The sequence below is a fragment of the Gilvibacter sp. CC01 genome (genome assembly GCF_055755295.1).
This window is the reverse complement of record NZ_CM146909.1, coordinates 2,346,678-2,369,421: the sequence shown is the minus strand read 5'-3', so window position 1 is coordinate 2,369,421 and position 22,744 is coordinate 2,346,678. Positions and strand designations below refer to the sequence as shown.

General features: G+C 43.8%; 21 protein-coding genes, 5 tRNA genes and 1 pseudogene. 2 read left to right on the top strand and 25 right to left on the bottom strand.

Annotated features, from left to right (window positions below):
- The first annotated feature begins 33 nt into the window (after nucleotides 1-33).
- Entirely contained in the window at nucleotides 34-753 is a 720-nt protein-coding gene (locus AC0J2F_RS11235) for a DUF4369 domain-containing protein (RefSeq protein ID WP_473007721.1), read from the top strand.
- On the opposite strand, the gene AC0J2F_RS11230 is transcribed toward AC0J2F_RS11235, so the two are convergent.
- The 6 genes and pseudogenes from AC0J2F_RS11230 to AC0J2F_RS11205 all read right to left on the bottom strand — a co-directional run.
- Nucleotides 754-1,020, bottom strand: coding sequence for a hypothetical protein (locus AC0J2F_RS11230; protein ID WP_087523066.1), 267 nt, complete (start codon nucleotides 1,018-1,020; stop codon nucleotides 754-756).
- A gap of 42 nt (nucleotides 1,021-1,062) precedes the next feature.
- The gene (locus tag AC0J2F_RS11225; RefSeq protein WP_473007720.1) at nucleotides 1,063-2,043 is read right to left on the bottom strand and encodes a type I phosphomannose isomerase catalytic subunit; all 981 of its coding nucleotides are present in this window, start codon (nucleotides 2,041-2,043) and stop codon (nucleotides 1,063-1,065) included.
- Between the two features lie 3 nt (nucleotides 2,044-2,046).
- Nucleotides 2,047-2,499: a peroxiredoxin gene (locus AC0J2F_RS11220; RefSeq protein WP_473007719.1), complete on the bottom strand. Its 453-nt coding sequence runs from the start codon at nucleotides 2,497-2,499 to the stop codon at nucleotides 2,047-2,049.
- Nucleotides 2,500-2,502: 3 nt separating this feature from the next.
- Nucleotides 2,503-2,910, bottom strand: coding sequence for a 6-pyruvoyl trahydropterin synthase family protein (locus AC0J2F_RS11215; RefSeq protein WP_473007718.1), 408 nt, complete (start codon nucleotides 2,908-2,910; stop codon nucleotides 2,503-2,505).
- Nucleotides 2,911-3,429, bottom strand: a complete 519-nt coding sequence (idi, locus tag AC0J2F_RS11210; RefSeq protein WP_473007717.1) for an isopentenyl-diphosphate Delta-isomerase — start codon at nucleotides 3,427-3,429, stop codon at nucleotides 2,911-2,913.
- Between the two features lie 95 nt (nucleotides 3,430-3,524).
- Nucleotides 3,525-3,815 (bottom strand): annotated as a pseudogene (locus AC0J2F_RS11205) (OmpA family protein); the annotation flags it as partial.
- 199 nt (nucleotides 3,816-4,014) lie between these two features.
- Here AC0J2F_RS11205 and AC0J2F_RS11200 point away from each other — a divergent pair.
- Complete coding sequence (locus AC0J2F_RS11200; protein WP_473007716.1) at nucleotides 4,015-5,613, top strand: peptide chain release factor 3; 1,599 nt, start codon at nucleotides 4,015-4,017, stop codon at nucleotides 5,611-5,613.
- Here the strand turns inward: AC0J2F_RS11200 and AC0J2F_RS11195 are convergent.
- The 19 genes from AC0J2F_RS11195 to AC0J2F_RS11105 form a co-directional block, all read right to left on the bottom strand.
- A complete protein-coding gene (locus AC0J2F_RS11195; RefSeq protein ID WP_420379014.1) occupies nucleotides 5,610-5,924 on the bottom strand; it encodes a DUF3467 domain-containing protein in 315 nt (104 codons plus the stop codon). The genes AC0J2F_RS11200 and AC0J2F_RS11195 overlap by 4 nt on opposite strands.
- Nucleotides 5,925-5,992: 68 nt before the next feature.
- Nucleotides 5,993-10,294 carry a DNA-directed RNA polymerase subunit beta' gene (gene rpoC, locus AC0J2F_RS11190; protein ID WP_473007715.1) on the bottom strand — a complete coding sequence of 1,434 codons (4,302 nt, stop codon included), beginning with the start codon at nucleotides 10,292-10,294 and terminating at the stop codon, nucleotides 5,993-5,995.
- 68 nt (nucleotides 10,295-10,362) lie between these two features.
- Nucleotides 10,363-14,175 (bottom strand): DNA-directed RNA polymerase subunit beta, encoded by a 3,813-nt coding sequence (rpoB, locus tag AC0J2F_RS11185; RefSeq protein WP_473007714.1) that lies wholly within the window; start codon nucleotides 14,173-14,175, stop codon nucleotides 10,363-10,365.
- 138 nt (nucleotides 14,176-14,313) lie between these two features.
- Nucleotides 14,314-14,691, bottom strand: a complete 378-nt coding sequence (gene rplL / locus AC0J2F_RS11180; protein WP_087523077.1) for a 50S ribosomal protein L7/L12 — start codon at nucleotides 14,689-14,691, stop codon at nucleotides 14,314-14,316.
- Nucleotides 14,692-14,745: 54 nt separating this feature from the next.
- Entirely contained in the window at nucleotides 14,746-15,267 is a 522-nt protein-coding gene (rplJ, locus tag AC0J2F_RS11175) for a 50S ribosomal protein L10 (protein WP_473007713.1), read from the bottom strand.
- Between the two features lie 15 nt (nucleotides 15,268-15,282).
- Nucleotides 15,283-15,978, bottom strand: coding sequence for a 50S ribosomal protein L1 (gene rplA / locus AC0J2F_RS11170; protein ID WP_087523079.1), 696 nt, complete (start codon nucleotides 15,976-15,978; stop codon nucleotides 15,283-15,285).
- 21 nt (nucleotides 15,979-15,999) lie between these two features.
- Complete coding sequence (rplK, locus tag AC0J2F_RS11165; protein WP_087523080.1) at nucleotides 16,000-16,437, bottom strand: 50S ribosomal protein L11; 438 nt, start codon at nucleotides 16,435-16,437, stop codon at nucleotides 16,000-16,002.
- A 74-nt stretch (nucleotides 16,438-16,511) separates the two neighbouring features.
- Nucleotides 16,512-17,066 carry a transcription termination/antitermination protein NusG gene (nusG, locus tag AC0J2F_RS11160; protein WP_473007712.1) on the bottom strand — a complete coding sequence of 185 codons (555 nt, stop codon included), beginning with the start codon at nucleotides 17,064-17,066 and terminating at the stop codon, nucleotides 16,512-16,514.
- A gap of 10 nt (nucleotides 17,067-17,076) precedes the next feature.
- On the bottom strand, nucleotides 17,077-17,265 hold the full coding sequence (gene secE, locus AC0J2F_RS11155) for a preprotein translocase subunit SecE (protein ID WP_473007711.1): 189 nt from the start codon (nucleotides 17,263-17,265) through the stop codon (nucleotides 17,077-17,079).
- A 15-nt stretch (nucleotides 17,266-17,280) separates the two neighbouring features.
- Nucleotides 17,281-17,353, bottom strand: a tRNA-Trp gene (locus tag AC0J2F_RS11150).
- Nucleotides 17,354-17,417: 64 nt separating this feature from the next.
- A complete protein-coding gene (gene tuf / locus AC0J2F_RS11145) occupies nucleotides 17,418-18,605 on the bottom strand; it encodes an elongation factor Tu (protein ID WP_473007710.1) in 1,188 nt (395 codons plus the stop codon).
- Nucleotides 18,606-18,737: 132 nt separating this feature from the next.
- A tRNA-Thr gene (locus AC0J2F_RS11140) sits at nucleotides 18,738-18,809 on the bottom strand.
- Between the two features lie 115 nt (nucleotides 18,810-18,924).
- A tRNA-Gly gene (locus AC0J2F_RS11135) sits at nucleotides 18,925-18,997 on the bottom strand.
- 421 nt (nucleotides 18,998-19,418) lie between these two features.
- Nucleotides 19,419-19,501 (bottom strand) — tRNA-Tyr (locus tag AC0J2F_RS11130).
- Nucleotides 19,502-19,536: 35 nt separating this feature from the next.
- A tRNA-Thr gene (locus tag AC0J2F_RS11125) sits at nucleotides 19,537-19,610 on the bottom strand.
- A gap of 103 nt (nucleotides 19,611-19,713) precedes the next feature.
- The gene (hpf, locus tag AC0J2F_RS11120) at nucleotides 19,714-20,016 is read right to left on the bottom strand and encodes a ribosome hibernation-promoting factor, HPF/YfiA family (RefSeq protein ID WP_087523084.1); all 303 of its coding nucleotides are present in this window, start codon (nucleotides 20,014-20,016) and stop codon (nucleotides 19,714-19,716) included.
- 35 nt (nucleotides 20,017-20,051) lie between these two features.
- Nucleotides 20,052-20,945, bottom strand: a complete 894-nt coding sequence (locus AC0J2F_RS11115) for a tyrosine-type recombinase/integrase (RefSeq protein ID WP_473007708.1) — start codon at nucleotides 20,943-20,945, stop codon at nucleotides 20,052-20,054.
- 67 nt (nucleotides 20,946-21,012) lie between these two features.
- Nucleotides 21,013-21,207: a 30S ribosomal protein S21 gene (gene rpsU / locus AC0J2F_RS11110; protein WP_087523086.1), complete on the bottom strand. Its 195-nt coding sequence runs from the start codon at nucleotides 21,205-21,207 to the stop codon at nucleotides 21,013-21,015.
- A 75-nt stretch (nucleotides 21,208-21,282) separates the two neighbouring features.
- Nucleotides 21,283-22,716, bottom strand: a complete 1,434-nt coding sequence (locus AC0J2F_RS11105; RefSeq protein WP_473007707.1) for a carboxypeptidase-like regulatory domain-containing protein — start codon at nucleotides 22,714-22,716, stop codon at nucleotides 21,283-21,285.
- Nucleotides 22,717-22,744 lie beyond the last annotated feature (28 nt).

Sequence of the window (22,744 nt, the reverse complement as noted above, 5' to 3'; positions counted from 1 at the left end):
AAATACAGATATTTGCCGCAAATAATTTCAACCATGCACACACGAATTTTCGCTTCTGTTTTGATGATTTTAGGTTTGCTGAGCTGCTCCGAGCAAGCCGAAAATAATAGCATTTTAGTGGCCAACATCAAAGACCTCAATAAAGGAAAGGTCTACTTGGAACGCTTGCAAGACAGCAGTTTGATTCGCATTGATTCTGTTTTGGTAGACGGACAGTCTCCCCTTACTTTGGGCACCAACTTAGAGAGCCCAGAAGTATTATACGTGCATGTTTTGGTAGATGCAAGTGAGCTAATTGATACCCGCATTCCAATCTTTATGGAAAAGGGCACCGTAGAACTGAGCACGCGCTTAAACAACCTGCAGGGTGCGGCTGTAATAAAAGGCTCTCAAAACCACGACAAATGGATGGAATACAAGCAGAATATGAGTCGTTTTACGGATAGGAACTTAGAGCTTATCAAGGCTTTGATAGAATCTGGAAAGCAGCAAAACGATTCGCTAACTGCAGCAATTGAAGCTCAACAACTACAACTGGTTCGCTCAAAGTATTTGGCCACTATAAACTTCGCCACGAACAACACCGCCTATGCCGCATCGCCTTATGTGGTGCTTAATGAGGTACGTGTAGCCAATACGAATTACCTGGACACAGTATACAATGCCCTACAGGACAGCGTTAGAACAGGAACTTATGGAAAAGCCCTGTACGCCTTGATCAAAGAGCAGCAGGCCGCTGCCAATGAACAATAATTAAAGCTTCGCGAGTTTGTCTAAAAGGGCGTTGCCACGGTCTTCCAATTCTTTGGAAATGGCATTGAAATGCGCCTTTTTATTCTCAACATCTTTCTGATTAATCTTAGCCGTAAGCTCATCAAAAGTGGTGATAGCCTCGTCTATAATGGCTTCGGATTTTTTACTGTCTGCCTTTGGGTTTTCTAGCTCCCAGCCGTAAACGGCTTCGATGATGTCTCCCAAAACAAAATTCAAATCCTTCTTTAAATCTCTAACACTAGCCATAGTACTTTATTTTATGGGGTAAAAGTAAGCTTTTAAGCGACATTATGGAACACGAACTTCTAAAAGTTCTGCACCGTCAGTTTTAATAACTACACCGCTTGCCGCGGCAGGTATCATGGCTGTTTGCCCTTTAATCAAAGTGGTCTCATATCCGTTTAGTGTGAAACTAACGGTTCCACTCAAACACATATATACCACAAAAGAATCAGTATCGGACAGATCTTGTGTAACATTAGTTGTTAAAGGCAAATAGCGCGTATCAAAAAAATCGGATTTACACACCTGGTTGCTGGTATTGTCTTTTTTCGTGTAATTGAGCTTTTGGTCGTTAGGAGCATTAAAATTCAGTACATCCAAGGCCTCTTGGGTGTGTAATTCGCGCATTTTTCCGTCAGTTCCTGGTCTATCCCAATCGTAAACGCGATAGGTTATGTCCGAGGTCTGTTGTATCTCGGCCACCATAACTCCTCCGCAAATAGCATGTATGGTACCGGGGGCAATAAAATAGCTATCTCCGGCTTCAACTTTATGGAAATTAAGGAGCGTTCCTAATTCTTTATTATCGAGCGCCTCAGAATAGGTCTCTTTACTTGTAGGAGCCTTGAAATCAACGATTAGGCCTGCGTCCTTATCGGCTTGCATGATGTACCACATCTCCGATTTTCCAAAGGAATCGTGGTGCTTTTTTGCATACTCATCCGCAGGATGCACCTGAACGGAAAGGTCCAAGGCAGCGTCTATAAACTTAAAGAGTAAAGGAAACACAGGACCGTGCTTGGCATAAAGCCTTTCTCCTAACATCTCTGCAGGATATTGCTTGAGTAAAGTGTTTAAATCCTTACCCGCCAAAGGACCATTGTTAACCACAGAAATGCTTCCTGGAACTCCAGAGAGTTCCCAGCTTTCTCCTACATTAGGGAGAGCTGTCTGTTTACCAAAATGCGTTTTGAGTTTGGTTCCTCCCCACACCTTGTCTTTAAGGATAGGGTCAAATTTAAGGGCGTAAAGGGGCATTGCATCCATTGCTTATAATTTGTTTAATTCCCTAAGTGCCATGCGGATATGCGGATCGGCCGCCAAGGCCTTAAAACGCTTTATTAAAATACCATCTGCATTGAACACGTAGGTTTCTCTGCCCGGCAAGATACCAAGCAATGCACTTTTTACACCGAACATTCGACGAACCTGCCTTTTGGCATCGACCAATAACGTGAAGGGTAAGTTAAATCGTTTTGCAAACTTTGCATGAGACTGCTCTGAATCTCCACTGATGCCAACCACCCGTACTCCTGCTGCAGTGAAGTCTTCAAAATGATCTCTAAAACTACAAGCCTCAGCAGTACATCCCGGGGTGAAATTCTTGGGATAAAAATAGATCACGGCTGCTTGTCCAGCCAATTCTTTTTGACTGTCAAACTCATTACCTTCTTGATCCTTTAATTTGAATGCAGGTAGTCGATCGCCAATTTCTAGGGCCATAACTTATCCTTTGTAGGTTACAAAATTGCGCGGGGTTTCATAGAGAGTAACCTCCAACTCTAGATTATCCGCTAAATGAGGACGAAGTCTATCGTAAATACAAATAGCGATATTCTCTGCCGTAGGGTTCAATTGCTCAAAATCCTTAACCTCCAAATTGAGATTCTTATGATCGTAAGGATCTTCAACCTCCGTCTTAATGATCGCCTTTAAGTCTTCTATACTTATTACAAAGCCAGTTTCAGGATCCACCTCTCCCGTCACTCCTACAACCAACTCGTAATTGTGGCCGTGGTAATGTGGATTGCTGCATTTTCCGAATACAGCAGCATTCTCGGCTTCATCCCAAGCGGGATTGTACAAACGATGCGCTGCATTAAAATGGGCTCTTCTGTATACAGTTAGACTCATTTATAGACTGATATGCTGATAATACTTCTCAAAGATGATCTTAAACCAAGCTGTGTATTGCTCCGGATGGGCCACGATATCTGCCTTGACATCTTCTAAAGGCATCCATTTCCACGCCTCTACCTCTTCTGGGTTGATCTGCGGCTCTCCTTCGTAATGTCCTACCATTATATGGTCCAACTCATGTTCGGTAAGACCATTGTCAAAGGGCGCCTTATAAATAAACCAGGTTACTTCTTTCAAGGGCGTTTGAAAACCCATTTCTTCTTGTAGCCTTCTGGCCCCAGCTTCCAAATTGGATTCCCCTTCGCGCTGATGACTACAACAGGTATTGGTCCAAAGCCCTGGAGAATGGTATTTCGACAAGGCGCGCTGCTGCAGCAGCAGTTCGCCGTCTTGGTTAAAGATGAAGACAGAAAATGCACGATGCAATATTGCTTTCTCGTGTGCCTCCATTTTTGGCATAAGCCCAACTTGCTCGTCCTGCTCATTGACCAATACCACCATTTCTTCTTTCATAAACACGCTTTTACACAAAAGTACGAAAATGCTTTCCTATAAATGCAAAAAGGCGCTCATACAAGCGCCTTTTTGGTGAGGTTAATTGGGAAGTCTTAATCCTGTATGATAAACATGGATCGTCTGTTGAGCTGATGCTCTTCTTCACTACATTCCACTCCGTTGGCACACTGGTTAACCAATCGCGTCTCTCCATAGCCCTTTGCAGATAGTCGCGACGGAGCAATTCCGCGCTCTACCAACCAAGCCATGGTCGATTGCGCTCGACGCTCGGATAGGATTTCGTTATATCGGTCAGTAGCTCTACTGTCCGTATGAGATTCTATATGAATTACTAGTTCTGGGTATTGCTGCATAGCAACTAAGATCTTAGCCAATTCCAATGCCCTTTAACAATCTTAAACCATCAATTTAAGATAGTTAGGTGATCAGATCGAAAGATTCAGGCTACTGTTGGAGTATTATCACATTTAGCAGGAGACTAATCACATATCAGTAATTTAATTTGATAAAAATTGGGCCCGTAAAGAATTACCTCCTAACACAAACTGTATATTTGCATTCGAAAAGTCGATCCCTCCTTTTATGAGTTTAAAAAAAGAAATAGCCCGTAGGCGAACTTTCGGAATTATCTCGCACCCCGATGCCGGTAAAACAACACTTACCGAAAAGCTATTATTATTTGGTGGAGCGATTCAAGAGGCCGGAGCTGTTAAATCTAATAAGATCAAAAAAGGAGCGACTAGTGATTTTATGGAGATCGAACGTCAGCGTGGTATTTCTGTGGCGACTTCAGTATTGGCATTTGAATATAAAGGCACCAAGATCAACATTCTCGATACTCCCGGGCACAAGGATTTTGCCGAGGATACCTTTAGGACATTAACTGCTGTAGACAGTGTTATAGTTGTTATTGACGTGGCTAAAGGGGTTGAGGAGCAAACGGAGAAGTTAGTATCTGTTTGTAGGATGCGTAATATTCCGATGATCGTGTTTATCAACAAATTAGATCGAGAAGGAAAAGACGCTTTTGAACTCCTTGACGAAATAGAACAAAAGCTAGATCTGAAGGTTACTCCGATGAGTTTCCCAATAGGAATGGGTTATGATTTCAAGGGGATCTACAATCTTTGGGAGAACAATGTGAATCTCTTCAGCGGAGACTCTCGAAAAAACATAGAAGAAACAGTAGAGATTAACGATCTCAGCGACACCAAGCTCGATAAACTCATCAGCGAAGATGCTGCCACTGTTCTTCGAGAAGAACTGGAATTAGTTACGGGTATATATCCGGAGTTTGACAAACAAGCATATTTGGCCGGAAAACTACAGCCGGTATTCTTTGGCTCTGCTTTGAATAACTTCGGAGTAAGAGAATTGCTAGATTGCTTTGTGAATATAGCTCCTCCTCCTCGACCAAAAGAAAGCGATACGCGTTTGGTCAATCCTGGCGAAGATGCCTTTAGTGGGTTTGTGTTCAAGATTCACGCCAATATGGACCCGAAACACCGCGATCGCCTAGCGTTCGTAAAAGTAGTTTCAGGCACCTTTGAGCGGAACAAACCCTATTTGCATGTGCGTCAGGGTAAAAAATTCAAGTTTTCCAGTCCGAACGCCTTTTTTGCTGAGAAGAAACAGATTGTAGATTTTTCCTATCCCGGAGATATAGTTGGACTGCATGACACAGGAAATTTCAAGATCGGAGACACCCTAACTGAAGGAGAAGAGATGCTTTATAAGGGCATTCCGAGTTTTTCTCCGGAGCACTTTAAGTACATCAACAATGCCGATCCGATGAAATCCAAACAACTGGAAAAAGGAATCGATCAGCTGATGGATGAAGGTGTTGCTCAGTTGTTCATACTCGAGCTAAACGGCCGTAAAGTCATTGGTACCGTTGGCGCACTACAATTTGAGGTGATTCAATACCGCTTGGAACACGAATACGGAGCCAAGTGTTCTTACGAAACCTTAAACGTTCATAAAGCCTGTTGGGTAGACCCCAAGGATCCGAAAAGTGCAGAGTTTGCAGAATTCAAAAGAGTGAAGTCAAAATTCTTGGCTAAAGACAAACGCGGACAGCTTGTGTTCTTTGCAGATTCTTCCTTTACCCTGCAAATGACACAACAAAAATATCCCAACGTTACTCTACATTTTGTCAGCGAGTTTGAAAAAGCCCGCTAGGCCTCTCCAGTCGGGCCAAAATTCAAGGGAATTGGCGGCTGCTCAACATCTTGAATACTGCCATTAGCCGCTTCAAATCGTTTGATATTATCTCCCAAAGCTTTGTGGAATCTTTTGGCGTGCTGTGGAGTTAGGATAATTCTCGCCTTAACCTTGCTCTTAGGAGTGCCCGGCATAATGGTAACATAATCGATCACAAACTCAGAAACAGAGTGGTTTATAATGGCAAGATTGCTGTAGATTCCTTCGGCTACTGCTTCGTCCAATTCAATATTGATCTGCCCTTTTTTTTGTTCTTTATTATCGCTCATGATTTTAGGTGTATAAACACAGAATCCCGCTATATAACGGGATTCTGCAAATTATTTATAGTCAAGGATTAATTGTAGTTAACCTCTTGCTTCTCTTCGGTCATTTGCTCCAGCTCTTCTTTAGAACCTACAATGATATGGTCGTAATGACGCATACCGGTTCCGGCAGGAATTCTGTGACCTACTATTACGTTCTCTTTCAAGCCTTCTAGGTTGTCTACTTTTCCGCTTACCGCAGCCTCGTTCAATACCTTTGTGGTCTCCTGGAAGGAAGCCGCAGAAATGAAGGACTTGGTCTGTAGCGAAGCACGCGTAATACCTTGCAAGATAGGAGTCGCTGTTGCAGGTACTGCATCACGAGCTTCTACCAAGGCTTTATCTGCACGTCTCAAAATAGAGTTCTCATCGCGCAACTGACGTGGAGAAACGATCTGTCCCTCTTTCAAGGTTTCTGAGTCTCCTGCGCTAGATACTACCTTCATACCAAAGATCTTGTCGTTCTCTTCGATGAAGTCGTATTTATGCGTCAATTGATTCTCTAAGAAGATAGTGTCTCCCGGATCGTTGATCTTCACCTTACGCATCATTTGACGCACTACTACCTCAAAGTGCTTATCGTTGATCTTCACCCCTTGCAGACGGTATACTTCTTGAACTTCGTTCACCAAGTATTGTTGTACTGCGGATGGGCCTTTGATCTTCAAGATATCCTCCGGAGTGATAGAACCATCAGAAAGTGGCATACCGGCGCGGATGTAATCGTTCTCCTGTACCAGGATCTGATTAGACAGCTTCACCAAGTATTTCTTAATGTCACCTAATTTAGATTCTACAATGATCTCGCGGTTACCACGCTTGATCTTACCAAAAGAAACAACTCCGTCGATCTCACTTACAACTGCAGGGTTCGATGGGTTACGCGCTTCGAAAAGCTCAGTAACTCGTGGAAGACCCCCTGTAATATCACCCGCTTTCGCAGATTTACGTGGAATCTTAACCAAGATCTTACCAACCTTGATCTTCTCGGCATCGTCTACCATAAGGTGAGCCCCTACTGGTAAGTTGTATGAACGGATCACTTCTCCTTTAGCGCCGCAGATATGAAGCGTTGGGATCAGTTTCTTGTTTCTCGATTCAGAGATCACTTTCTCTTGGAATCCGGTTTGTTCGTCAATCTCTACTTGATACGTAACACCTTGTTCGATATTCTCGTACTTGATCTTACCAGCAAATTCAGAGATGATTACCCCGTTATATGGATCCCACTGACATACTACATCACCTTTCTTAAGGGTCTGTCCGTCTTTTACAAAGATGGAAGAACCATATGGGATGTTGTTAGTACTTAGGACAATTCCAGTTTTCTTGTCAACCACTTTGATCTCAGAAGTGCGAGAGATCACGATATCTACCTCGTTTCCTTCTGCATCTTCTCCTTTTACGGTCTTCAAGTCTTCTATCTCGGCCTTTCCGTCGAACTTCACGATGAGTTTGTTCTCTTCGGAGATGTTTCCGGCAATACCACCCACGTGGAAGGTACGTAGTGTAAGCTGTGTACCAGGCTCTCCAATAGACTGAGCAGCCACAACACCAACAGCTTCACCGATCTGTACCATTTTTCCGGTCGCCAAGTTGCGGCCGTAACACTGGGCACAGATACCTTTTTTGGCCTCACAGGTCAAAGCAGAACGAACCTCTACGCTCTCAACTGGAGAAGCATCAACTTTTTTGGCGATAGCCTCGTCAATGTGATCTCCCGCGCTAACCAACAACTCGTTGGTAAGTGGATCGTAAACATCGTTTAGTGAAGTACGTCCAACGATACGCTCTCCTAGGGACTCCACTACTTCTTCGTTCTTTTTCAAAGGAGTTACCTCTACTCCTCGTAGCGTACCACAATCGTGCTCGTTGATAATCACATCCTGAGATACATCTACCAAACGACGGGTCAAGTATCCTGCATCCGCCGTCTTAAGAGCCGTATCCGCAAGACCTTTACGCGCACCGTGCGTAGAGATAAAGTATTCTAAGATCGATAGTCCTTCCTTAAAGTTAGAAAGGATCGGGTTTTCAATAATTTCACCACCACCAGAGTTCGATTTCTTCGGCTTGGCCATCAGACCACGCATACCTGTCAACTGACGGATCTGCTCCTTAGAACCACGCGCTCCAGAGTCAAGCATCATATACACAGAGTTAAACCCTTGCTGATCTTCACGGATACGCTTCATAGAAAGCTCCGTCAAGTTCGCGTTGGTCGCAGTCCAAATATCAATTACCTGGTTGTAACGCTCGTTGTTGGTGATAAGACCCATGTTGTAGTTGGCAATGATACCGTCTACTTGCTCGTTCGCGTCGTCGATCATGCCGTGCTTTTCCTGCGGAATAATGATATCCCCAAGGCTAAAGGACAGACCACCTTCAAAAGCGAACTTATATCCTAGGTCTTTAATAGAGTCTAAGAACTCAGCAGTTGTAGGTACGTCGGTTACCTTTAAAATACCACCAATGATATCACGCAAGGATTTCTTGGTCAATACTTCGTTGATATAACCTGCAGCCTCTGGCACTTCTTCGTTAAAGATCACACGACCTACAGTAGATTCGATGATCTGATATACCAATTCTCCTGCTTCGTTGAAGTCCTTAGTGCGGATCTTGATGATCGCGTTAAGGTCTACACGCTTCTCATTGTATGCAATGATTACCTCTTCTGCAGAGTAGAAGGTCAAGCCTTCTCCTTTAACAAGGTGCTCTTTGGTAGATTTACGCGGCTTGGTCATGTAGTACAGACCCAATACCATATCCTGGGAAGGTACAGCTACCGGAGACCCATTCGCTGGGTTCAAAATGTTGTGAGAGGCAAGCATAAGCAGCTGTGCTTCCAGAATCGCTTCTGGCCCAAGTGGAAGGTGAACCGCCATTTGGTCACCATCAAAGTCGGCGTTAAATGCCGTACACACTAGTGGGTGTAGCTGAATCGCTTTCCCTTCGATAAGCTTAGGCTGGAACGCTTGGATACCCAAACGGTGAAGCGTAGGAGCACGGTTCAGGAGCACTGGATGTCCTTTAAGAACGTTCTCCAAGATATCCCAAACTACAGGCTCTTTCTTATCGATGATCTTTTTAGCCGATTTTACCGTCTTCACGATACCACGCTCGATCAGTTTACGGATCACAAACGGCTTGTATAGTTCTGCAGCCATGTTCTTAGGCAGACCACATTCGTATAGTTTCAATTCAGGTCCAACAACAATTACCGAACGCGCTGAATAATCCACACGCTTACCAAGTAAGTTCTGACGGAAACGTCCTTGCTTACCTTTTAGCGAGTCAGAAAGTGACTTCAGTGGACGGTTAGAGTCTGTTTTTACTGCGGATGACTTACGGGTATTGTCGAATAGTGAGTCTACAGATTCCTGTAGCATACGCTTTTCGTTACGCAAGATCACTTCCGGAGCTTTGATCTCTACCAAACGCTTCAAACGGTTGTTACGGATGATCACACGACGGTAAAGGTCGTTCAAGTCCGAAGTTGCGAAACGCCCACCATCTAGCGGTACCAATGGACGCAATTCTGGTGGAATTACCGGAACTACCTTCATGATCATCCACTCTGGACGGTTTTCTCGATTGTTGTTAGCCTCGCGTAAAGCCTCTACTACTTGCAGACGCTTTAAGGCTTCTGTTTTACGCTGCTTAGAAGTCTCGTTGTTAGCCTTATGACGCAGGTCATAAGACAAGGCATCTAGATCGATGCGGTTCAACAATTCGATCAAACACTCCGCACCCATCTTAGCGATGAATTTGTTGGGGTCTGAATCTTCTAAGTACATATTCTCTTGAGGAAGGGTATCCAATACGTTCAAATACTCTTCTTCAGTGAGGAAATCCATTTTTTGCAATGGCTCTCCCTCTTCGTTTTTGGCGATACCTGGCTGAATTACCACATAACGCTCATAATAGATAATCATATCCAACTTCTTGGACGGCAATCCAAGAAGGTATCCGATCTTGTTCGGAAGACTTCTGAAGTACCAAATGTGCGCAACAGGTACAACCAAGTTGATGTGACCTACACGATCACGACGCACTTTCTTTTCGGTAACTTCTACCCCACAACGGTCACAAACGATTCCTTTATAGCGGATACGCTTGTACTTTCCACAGGCACATTCGTAGTCCTTAACAGGTCCAAAAATACGCTCGCAGAACAATCCGTCGCGCTCGGGTTTGTGGGTACGGTAGTTAATGGTTTCTGGTTTTAGTACCTCTCCGCGAGATTCTGCCAAAATAGACTCCGGCGAAGCCAAACCAATAGAAATCTTGTTGAATTTCTTTACCGTGTTGTTATCTTTATTTCTTGCCATAATGCTAATATGCTATGCTATTTTATTGCTAAAGTGAGCTACACTTTATCTTTTCCCCAATCGGGCAATTACTCTTCTAAACGGATATCCAATCCAAGACCTTTCAATTCGTGCATCAATACGTTGAACGACTCCGGCAGACCAGGTTCTGGCATGCTTTCGCCTTTAACGATTGCTTCATAAGTCTTGGCACGTCCGATAACGTCATCGGATTTAACCGTTAGAATTTCGCGCAAGGTGCTGGATGCTCCGTATGCTTCGAGCGCCCATACCTCCATCTCTCCAAAACGCTGACCACCAAATTGTGCCTTACCACCAAGTGGCTGCTGCGTAATGAGCGAGTAAGGTCCAATAGAACGGGCGTGCATCTTGTCATCTACCATGTGACCCAACTTAAGCATGTAGATCACACCAACAGTTGCCGGCTGATCAAAACGCTCTCCAGTTCCACCGTCATATAGATAGGTGTGTCCGAATCGTGGAATACCAGCTTCGTCGGTCAACTCATTGATCTGATCTAGAGTGGCTCCGTCGAAAATAGGTGTAGCAAACTTGCGACCCAATTTCTGACCAGCCCATCCTAGTACCGTTTCGTAGATCTGTCCGATGTTCATACGCGATGGTACCCCAAGTGGGTTAAGTACGATATCTACAGGCGTACCGTCTTCTAGGAATGGCATATCCTCTTCACGTACAATACGTGCAACGATACCTTTGTTACCGTGACGTCCTGCCATCTTATCACCTACCTTAAGCTTACGTTTCTTAGCGATGTACACTTTAGCAAGTTTCAAGATTCCAGAAGGAAGCTCATCTCCAACAGAGATGGTAAACTTCTCGCGTCTCAGGTTACCCTGTAGGTCATTCTCTTTGATCTTGTAATTGTGCAACAACTCGGCTACCAATTTATTGGTGTCCTTATCTGTAGTCCACGTACCTTGAGTAAGGTGCGTATAATCGTCTACAGCGTTAAGCATCTTAAGGGTGTATTTCTTTCCTTTAGGGAAGATCTCTTCGCCCAAGTCATTCATTACACCTTGAGCAGTTTTACCACCCACGATCTCAAAGAGCTTCTCAACAAGCACGTCTTTCAAAGCAGCGAATTTGGTTTCGTACTTCAATTCAAGCTCGTTGATGTCTTCTTTATCTTTAGCACGCTTGCGCTTGTCTTTAATAGCGCGTGCAAATAGTTTTTTGTCAATTACTACTCCACTTAGTGATGGAGAAGCTTTCAAAGAAGCATCTTTTACATCACCTGCTTTGTCACCAAAGATGGCGCGTAGTAGTTTTTCTTCCGGAGTCGGATCGCTCTCTCCTTTTGGAGTGATCTTACCGATAAGGATATCACCAGGCTTCACCTCGGCACCCACACGGATCATACCGTGCTCGTCCAAGTCTTTGGTAGCCTCTTCGGATACGTTCGGGATATCACTAGTCAATTCTTCGTTACCCAATTTGGTATCGCGAACTTCTAGAGAATACTCATCGATATGGATAGAGGTAAAGATATCTTCACGTACCACTTTTTCTGAGATCACAATCGCATCCTCGAAGTTGTAACCCTTCCATGGCATAAAGGCCACTTTCATGTTACGTCCAAGTGCCAATTCTCCGTCTTCTGTTGCATAACCTTGACAAAGTACTTGTCCTTTCGCCACACGGTCGCCTTTGCGAACAATAGGCTTCAGGTTGATAGAAGTACTCTGGTTGGTCTTGCGGAATTTGATCAGCTGATAGGTCTTAGAGTCGCCATCAAAACTTACCAAACGCTCCGTATCGGTGCGGTCGTATTTGATAGTGATCTCACGAGAGTCAACATATTCTACAACTCCATCGCCTTCTGCATTGATCAATACTCGTGAATCCGAAGCAACCTGACGCTCCAATCCAGTTCCCACAATTGGAGAATCTGCAATTAGAAGCGGTACTGCCTGACGCATCATGTTTGATCCCATCAAGGCACGGTTCGCATCATCGTGCTCCAAGAAAGGAATAAGCGAAGCCGAGATCGAAGAGATCTGGTTTGGCGCTACATCCGTGTAGTGTACCTCTTTAGGGTCTACTACTGGGAAGTCACCTTCCATACGAGCAATTACACGATCGTTATCGATAGTTCCGTCTTTTTTAAGCGGAATGTTTGCCTGAGCAATTAGTTTCTCTTCTTCCTCTTCTGCAGATAGGTAGATCGGTTCTGACTTCAAGTCAACTTTACCGTTCTGCACCTTGCGGTAAGGAGTCTCAATGAATCCGAGGTTGTTCACCTTGGCATACACAGAAAGTGAAGAGATAAGTCCAATGTTCGGACCTTCAGGAGTTTCGATAGGACACAAACGCCCGTAGTGGGTGTAGTGTACGTCTCGAACCTCGAATCCGGCGCGCTCACGAGAAAGACCTCCAGGCCCTAGTGCAGATAGTCTACGCTTGTGCGTGATCTCTGCCAGTGGGTTGGTCTGGTCCATGAACTGAGACAACTGATTGGTTCCAAAGAAAGAGTTGATCACAGAAGAAAGGGTCTTCGCGTTGATCAAGTCGATCGGAGTAAATACCTCGTTATCTCGTACGTTCATTCGCTCACGAATAGTACGGGCCATACGAGCCAAACCTACGCCAAACTGAGACGAAAGCTGCTCTCCTACCGTACGCACACGACGGTTAGACAAGTGGTCGATATCATCGATCTCTGCTTTTGAGTTGATCAATTCAATCAAATACTTGATAATGGTAATGATATCTTCTTTGGTCAGCACTTGCTTGTCCATATCGATATCCAAACCGAGTTTTTTGTTCATTCGGTAACGTCCTACCTCTCCCAAGTTGTATCTCTGGTCAGAGAAGAACAACTTGTTGATGATACCACGTGCGGTCTCCTCATCGGGCGGTTCTGCGTTACGCAATTGACGGTAAATGTGCTCTACCGCTTCTTTTTCAGAGTTGGTAGGGTCCTTTTGTAAAGTGTTGTGGATAATCGCGTAGTCCGCCTGCTGATTATCTTCTTTATGAAGTAAGATGGTCTTACTTCCGGACTCAAGAATTACGTCAATATGTTCTTTTTCAAGGATAGTATCACGATCTAGGACGATCTCGTTTCTCTCAATAGATACAACCTCTCCAGTATCTTCATCTACGAAATCTTCATGCCAAGTCTTCAGTACACGAGCCGCCAGCTTGCGATCCATGTATTTCTTAAGACCAGTCTTGGTTGCCTTTACCTCTTCGGCAAGGTCAAAGATCTCTAAGATATCTTTATCGCGCTCAAAACCGATGGCGCGGAAAAGTGTAGTTACTGGTAATTTTTTCTTACGATCGATATAAGCGTACATCACGCTGTTGATATCGGTCGCGAATTCGATCCATGATCCCTTGAATGGGATCACACGAGCCGAGTACAATTTAGTACCATTGGCGTGGAAGGACTGTCCGAAGAACACCCCTGGCGAACGGTGAAGCTGAGAAACAACTACACGCTCTGCACCATTGATACAAAAAGTTCCAGACGGCGTCATATACGGGATAGTTCCCAGGTATACGTCTTGCACGATAGTTTCAAAATCTTCGTGCTCCGGATCGGTACAATATAATTTTAAGCGGGCCTTTAGCGGAACGCTGTAGGTCAATCCGCGCTCAATACACTCTAAAATCGAGTAGCGTGGCGGATCAACGAAGTAATCTAAAAATTCCAGTACAAATTGATTGCGGGTATCTGTAATTGGAAAGTTCTCCATGAAGGTGTTGTACAAACCTTCGTTTCCTCGTTCTTCTGACTTGGTCTCTAACTGGAAAAAATCTTGGAAAGATTTTACCTGAATGTCCAGAAAATCTGGATAATCCGGCTTGTTTTGCACAGAAGAGAAATTCAATCTTTCAGTTTTCGTTGCGGACATCTACGAACGGAATTTTAATTAACAAAAAACTACGGTAGCGCATTGGAGGTGGAACACACCATTATATACGCAAAATGGTTTAGGCCCATCCCGCATTCGGGAAGGCCTAAACCTTAGGGTTGGCTAACTGCCGGGAGCTTACTTAAGCTCAACCTCAGCGCCAGCTTCTTCTAACTGAGCTTTTAGTGCTTCAGCTTCGTCTTTAGCTACACCTTCTTTAATTGGAGAAGGAGCGTTATCAACTAGTTCCTTAGCGTCTTTAAGACCAGCACCTGTCAATTCTTTAACTAGTTTTACTACAGCTAGTTTAGAACCTCCAGCGGCTTTAAGGATTACGTCGAATTCTGACTTTTCCTCAGCGGCGTCTCCACCAGCAGCACCACCACCAGCAGCAACAGCTACAGCTGCAGCAGCCGGCTCAATACCGTACTCTTCTTTAAGGATGTCAGCTAACTCGTTTACCTCTTTTACAGTAAGGTTAACTAATTGTTCTGCGAATTCTTTTAAATCTGCCATTTTCTATCGTTTTAATAAAATTGTATTCTAAGTGTTTGATTTTTCGTTTTGTGCTTATCCTTCGCGCTCAGAAAGTGTCTTAACAATTCCCGCGATGGTACCACCACTCGATTTAAGAGCAGAGATAACATTCTTAGCAGGCGATTGCAACAATCCGATGATGTCGCCGACAAGCTCTTCTTTAGACTTGATTTCAACTAGAGTATCCAATTGGTCATCGCCAATAAAGATGGCCTCTTCGATGAAAGCACCTTTAAGAATAGGACGATCCGTTTTCTTACGGAACTCCTTGATCACCTTAGCGGGAGCGTTTCCGGTTTCAGAGATCATTAATGAGGTGTTGCCTTTAAGCACGCCTGCTAGATCTCCAAAGTCTTTGTCACTGCTCTCCATTGCTTTTTCAAGCAAGGTGTTCTTAACCACTGACAACTTAACGCCAGCTTTAAAGCATGCACGTCTTAGGTTGCTAGTTGTACCTGCGTCCAATCCTGAGATATCTGCCAAATAAACTACAGAGTTCTCAGCTAGCTGTGCAGTCAAATCCTGAATAACTTGTGATTTTTCTTCTCTTGTCATTGTCTTTGGGTTTTACTACTCAGCAAATCTCTTGGTGTCTACACTCACTCCAGGACTCATAGTACTGGACATATAAATGCTCTTGATGTATACACCTTTGGCCGCTTGAGGCTTTAACTTTACTAATGTGGTTATTAATTCGCGGGCGTTTCCAGCGATCTTTTCTGCGTCAAATGACGATTTTCCGATCGCAGCGTGAACGATACCGGTCTTATCTACTTTAAAGTCGATCTTACCGCCTTTTACGTCTTGCACCGCTTTAGCAACGTCCATTGTTACCGTACCAGTCTTTGGGTTTGGCATAAGTCCACGAGGTCCTAGAATACGTCCTAGTGGTCCTAACTTACCCATTACGCTTGGCATGGTTACAATTACGTCAACGTCTGTCCATCCTCCTTTAATCTTATCGAGGTACTCGTCTAATCCAACGAAATCAGCTCCTGCAGCAGTAGCTTCGGCCTCCTTATCTGGAGTTACCAAGGCCAATACTTTTACATCTTTACCAGTACCGTGTGGAAGTGTCACTACGCCGCGAACCATTTGGTTAGCTTTACGTGGGTCAACATTCAAACGAACTGCAAGATCTACAGAGGCGTCAAAGTTCACGTTGGTGATCTCTTTTATTAAAGCAGAAGCTTCGGTCAAGCTGTAGTCCTTGTTAGCGTCTACCTTTCCGCGAGCTTCCTTTTGCTTTTTGGTCAATTTTGCCATGATCCTGTTTTCTTTAAATCATTAAAAAGGGGCTGTCCCTTTAATTTTAACTCCCATGGATCTTGCAGTACCAGCTACCATTTTCATGGCAGACTCGATTGTAAATGCGTTCAAATCCGGCATTTTGTCTTCTGCAATAGTTTTCACCTGATCCCAGGAAATTGTGGCTACTTTTCGCACGTGTGGTTCACCAGAGCCTTTTTTGACTTTGGCTGCCTCAAGGATCTGTACAGCTGCTGGAGGGGTCTTAATTACAAACTCGAAAGATTTGTCCTTATAAACCGTAATCACAACAGGCAATACTTTACCCTGCTTATCTTGAGTTCTACCGTTGAATTGCTTGCAGAACTCCATGATGTTAACACCTGCGGCACCTAAAGCTGGTCCTACTGGCGGTGACGGGTTAGCCGCTCCACCTCGAACCTGTAACTTTACGACTTTATCTACTTCTTTTGCCATTGTTTACATTTTAGGTCGATTCTTCACTGTTGGAAGCTCTGGAAGAATCAGTTTATTCGCGTAACAGTCTTTTACTAAATTTTTTCTACTTGCATATAGCTGAGTTCAAGTGGCGTCTTACGTCCGAAGATCTTCACCATCACTTCTAGCTTGCGTTTTTCTTCATTGATCTTCTCTACGGTTCCGTTGAAGCCGTTGAAAGGACCATCGATAACTTTTACAGTCTCTCCTACTACAAAAGGAATGTTCAGGTTTTCATCTTCGATAGCCAATTCGTCTACCTTACCTAACATTCTGTTCACTTCGGACTGTCTTAACGGCACAGGGTCTCCCCCTTTGGTCTCACCTAAGAAACCGATAACACCGTTAATAGATTTTATAATGTGTGGTATCTCTCCTGCGAGGTTCGCATTGATTATGATATACCCCGGAAAGTACACACGTTCTTTACTTATTTTTTTTCCGTTGCGGATCTGAATAACCTTCTCGGTCGGAACCAGAACTTGCTCGATATAATCTTGCAGATTCAAGCGGGCTACTTCGCTCTCGATGTAGTTCTTGATCTTGTTCTCTTGTCCGCTAACCGAACGAACAACATACCACTTCTTAGTATTCTTTGTTTCTGTCATTCTGCAGCGTTTATCCCTTGATTAGTTTAAAGTATTGCTCGATCACTCCGGAGAAAACTGTGTCTACTCCCCATGTGGCCAAAGCCAGTACAACAGAAAATACCGCAACAATAACAGTAAGTCGTTGAGCCTCAGACAACGGTGTCCAAGTCACGTGATTTCTAAGCTCGTTGTACGACTCTTTAATATAATCTATCATTGTTCTTGTGTTTTGCACGGGTTGAGAGACTCGAACTCCCGACACCTGGTTTTGGAGACCAGTGCTCTACCAACTGAGCTAAACCCGTAGATAAAAGTCAAGGTGTACCGCGAAAACGGGACACCTTTGACTTATTATGTTTATCTACTGTGTTACTCTAGAATTTCAGTAACCTGACCAGCTCCAACTGTTCTACCACCTTCACGGATAGCGAAACGCAATCCAACGTTAAGTGCGATAGGTTGAATCAAATCTACAGTAATGGTAAGGTTATCACCTGGCATTACCATCTCAACACCATCAGGAAGTACAATGTTTCCAGTTACGTCAGTTGTACGTACGTAGAACTGTGGACGGTAGTTGTTGTGGAATGGAGTGTGACGTCCACCTTCTTCTTTCTTAAGGATATAAACCTCGGCTTTGAATTTAGCGTGAGGAGTTACAGAACCTGGCTTACAGATTACCATACCTCTTTTGATCTCAGTCTTTTCAATACCACGTAGAAGGATACCTACGTTATCTCCAGCTTCTCCGCGATCAAGGATCTTACGGAACATCTCAACACCAGTAATAGTAGAAGTCAATTTCTCAGCTCCCATTCCGATGATGTCTACAGCGTCACCAGTGTTGGCAACTCCAGTCTCAATACGACCAGTGGCAACAGTACCACGACCAGTAATAGAGAATACATCCTCGATAGGCATCAAGAATGGCTTATCAACGTCACGCTGAGGAAGCTCAATCCAAGAATCAACAGCATCCATAAGCTCCATTACAGTGTCAACCCACTTTTGCTCACCGTTAAGTGCACCAAGAGCAGAACCAGCGATAACAGGACCATTGTCACCGTCATACTCGTAGAAGCTCAATAGGTCACGAATCTCCATCTCTACTAGCTCAAGTAGCTCCTCATCGTCTACCATATCCACTTTGTTCATGAATACAACGATACGTGGAATACCTACCTGACGTCCTAGAAGGATGTGCTCGCGAGTTTGTGGCATAGGACCATCTGTAGCAGCAACTACAAGAATAGCACCGTCCATCTGTGCAGCACCAGTTACCATGTTCTTAACGTAGTCGGCGTGACCTGGACAGTCAACGTGTGCGTAGTGACGGTTAGCCGTCTGATACTCTACGTGAGAGGTGTTAATTGTAATACCTCTTTCTTTTTCTTCTGGAGCGTTATCGATAGAGTCGAAAGAACGCAACTCAGACAATCCTGCGTTGGCTAGTACAGTTGTAATAGCGGCAGTAAGGGTAGTTTTCCCGTGGTCAACGTGTCCAATAGTACCGATATTCAAGTGCGGTTTGGAACGATCGAAAGTTTCCTTTGCCATGTTTATTAATTTTTAATCTTAATTATATTAGTGTTCAAATTTTAAATCTCTTTTGAATCCAGACCGTTCAAAACACAAGATACTTACGTGCGCTTGGTGGTTAATTCAAAGAAGCAGCTTATAGCTACCTAGAGCCAATGACGGGAATTGAACCCGTGACCTCTTCCTTACCAAGGAAACGCTCTACCCCTGAGCTACATCGGCGATTGCGGGTTGGGCCGTCAAAGACCCGCTTCGTACTTCTCGATTTAATACTAAACCGATAAGTACAGCAAAAATCGCACCCTCTTGAGAAGATGCGATTTCGGCTTTACTTTTGAGCGGGAGACCGGGTTCGAACCGGCGACATTCAGCTTGGAAGGCTGACGCTCTACCAACTGAGCTACTCCCGCGTTTTTTCTTGCTGTGCAAGATTGGTTATCCAGTACGTCGAAATTTTAGTGCTGCAAAATTAATGAAAATTTGCCAGAAATAAAACAAGCGAAAAGAGGTTTTATCGAAGAGCAAAAATCACCTTTACTTTTACCTTTCGAATACTCGGCTGACGCTCGCATTATCCTTCTGAAACACTTTCATGTTTCACCATTCGGATTAATCAGCTGACGCCTCGTTAAATTCCTCAAGAAACACTTTTATGTTTCACCATTCGGATTACTCAGCTGACGCCTCTTTAAATTCCTCAAGAAACACTTTCATGTTTCACCATTCGGATTAGCTCGCTGTCGCTCGCTGATCCTCGGTGGTGAACCATCTTTATTTTTTTTCGTCGGCTTACAAAAGCAAGCTTTTGACGCCGACCTTTAAAAAATAAAGTGGGGAGAGCAGGATTCGAACCTGCGAAGGTAAAAACCAACAGATTTACAGTCTGTCCTCGTTGGCCGCTTGAGTATCTCCCCGATAGCTCTAAAACATCGATTTTAAAGAACTTAAGAGCCGATGGAGGGACTCGAACCCACGACCTGCTGATTACAAATCAGCTGCTCTAGCCAGCTGAGCTACATCGGCGCTTTTAAACTTCCTTTTTGATCAAAAAAAAGTCCGCTATTTCTAACGGACTGCAAATGTATAATAAATTTCTTTTTTAAAAAACTTTTTGCAAAAAATTAGCCTAAAGATGGGCACGTTGTTTTTGCTTTCGTTTTTTGAGTTGGCGTTCTAAGGAATGAGCGCACTCATCCACACCCTCTTCGAACTTCCTACACTCCTTTTTTACAATAACATCATCGCCAGGAATACTCAAAAGAACTTCAACGATTTTGTTCTCTTTTTGACTAGTGTTTTGCACTTTCAGAAAAACATCGGCAAAAATAATACGGTCGTAGAATGTTTCTAACTTCGACAAACGTTTCTTAATGAATTCAATTAGTTTGATGTCCGCATCAAAATTTGGAGTCTGCACATTAACTTTCATACGCGGGTAATTTAAGTTAGACAAAAGATCGCCCTCTACGATTTGTTCCTCGGATGCGCCTTGCTGTGAATCTTTTTAAGTTCTGCTACACTATTGTGGGTGTACACCTGAGTGGAAGCCAAACTCGCATGACCTAAAAGCTCTTTGACCGCATTGAGGTCCGCACCTTCATTGAGCAAGTGCGTTGCAAAGGAATGCCGCAAAATATGTGGGCTTTTCTTAACCTTTGAGGACGTCTTACTAAAATACGAATTAATAATTCGGTAAACAAGCCTTTCGTACATTTTAGCTCCCTTAGCGGTAACAAACAACCAAGGGGTCTCTGCGCCGTTTAACAGCTCCGCTCTTTCATGATCTATATAGCTGCGGAGTTCTACTAGCAACGAAGGCAAAAGTGGCACTATGCGTTCTTTATTACGCTTGCCTAACACTTTTATAGAAGCCTGACCAAAGTCTACATCAGACAGCTTTAAATTGATCAGTTCAGCACGACGCATGCCTGTAGCGTAAAAAAGGCTAACTACTAACCTATCGCGAACGGGTTCGAATCCGCCTTGGGCTTCTAACTCGACCAAAGTCTGTTCTATCTCGGTTTGCGAAAAAGGGACTTGTAATTTCTTCGGAGTCTTGAGGGCTTTGTGCTGCGCCAAAGGAGAAGCCGATATGGCGCCAATCTTTAAAAGGAATTTGTAATAGGCTTTTAGAGAGGCTACTTTTCTATTGATAGACCGATTGCTTATTTGCTGATCTACCAGAGAAACGATCCAAGAACGGATCTGCGCATAGTTCACCGACGCCAACTCACTTTGCCCGTATTCCGACTCAATAAATACACCGAAGGCCTCTAGATCTCTTGAGTATGCCGCTAGTGTGTGATGAGAATAATTCTTCTCCAGGTTCAGATACGCAATGAATTCGGTTAGGGCCATAAAAAAATCCGCTGGTCGTGTAAAGTTACACTTTCCAGCGGATTGTTTATACTGTTGTCCTAACGACCTAGATCTCTTCCTGATCTCTAAGATGTTGGATGTATTGCGCTTTTTGGATCTGCGCTCTGCGCTTTACAGAAGGTTTAGTAAACTGCTGACGTGAACGTAGTGCACGCATAGTTCCTGTTCTGTCAAACTTACGTTTGAAACGCTTTAGCGCTCTGTCGATATTTTCTCCGTCTTTAACTGGTATAATTAACATAGTGTCATCACCTCCTTTCTTTTGCGGATGCAAAGATAGAAAGTTAATTTTTATATCTGCAACTTCTTGAGAAAATTATTCTTTGAACAAAGAAGCTCTTGTACTCAGATCGCGAATTAGTTTTTCTTCCTCCTCACTTTCTAGCAGTACGTTGTAGCTTTTCCAAAACTCCTTGTTATAAGGTCTTGGAATAAAGATATCATCGGTCCAATCTTGGCTCAGCGCATCGGTTATGACCTCATTGTCGCGAATTATCTCAGTAAAGACGATCTCTTGAACCGTATAGTAGAATTGCTCCTCGCGCTCTCTTTTGATCTGTTCAGCAGTTTTTTCTTGCTGATCCGAACTGCGATTTCCAATATTGACCAGTTTAGGAGTCTCGTAATAGATGTAGTTCGGATACCATTTGTCTTCGAACTCCTTGTAAGTGATCACTAATTTGTGATTCAGCGTAGTGCCAAACAAACTTTTAGAACGTCTGCGTTGAGCATCAGATGCCGCGATGAGCTCGTATTCGATTCGTTTAATCGCGTAGGTCTTCCAGTCGATATAGATCCAACCTTTAGGTTCGAACCCTTCATTGTAGATCCCAGGAGTATTGAGTCCGACGTAGTCTGCACCTTTCTCAATACGGATCTTGTAGACCTTACGGCCATCATCCACCAAAACAGTATCAAGAGTAAATTGATGTCGTTCTAACATCTTATCGCCCAAGATCGCAAACCTATCGCCGGCATTGCGAACCATATTGAGCTTACCTTTAAAAAGGTTGCCCAAACCATTAACGCGGTTGTCGTTCCATTTGATAGCCTCCACCAAAGATGCAGTTGCAATAGTATCTCTTCTGAGGTTATCGGCCTTGATACGCATGCCTTTGGCGTCGCGCAAATAAGAATAATAGGTAAATAAGCTGTCAACATCTCGCAGGTCATAGCTCTTGCGATTCTCATCCACATTCACTTTCAAATAATCCGAACCCCCTTTAGCGTAGCTGGAATCGTATAGCGAGATAGCGCTCTCTATAAGCCATTTGTATTCTATCTGATTGCGCTCTTTATGACGCAAAAATCCTTTTTGAATATAAGAGCTGTCTGGTAAGTTCCGTGGCAAACGCTCCAAGGCTCTTATCACAATATCATTTCCCGTTGTGGGTCTCGGGTCGGCAACCACAAGAACCTCATCCAAAGATGCAATGTCTTCTTCTAAGAAAATGTCTTGTGAAGGGTCGTAATCTGCAATGGCAGTTTTAAAACTCTTAAAACCGATAGAAGAAATAACAAGAGTGTCGTTGACATGTTTGGGCGGCACTACCAAAGAGAATTTTCCGTCGATATTACTCACGGTTCCGATATAGGAATCCTGAACATAGACACTAGCGCTTTCAATAGGCATAAAAGTGGCGAAGTCTACGATCTTTCCGTTGAGTATTTTCTCTTGTTGTCCGTAAGTGAATCCGCAGGCTAAGAAAACACCTGCAAAGAGTAATTTTTTAAATAGATTGAGCTGCATGCATGTAGGTTTAAATCTCCCATTGTTT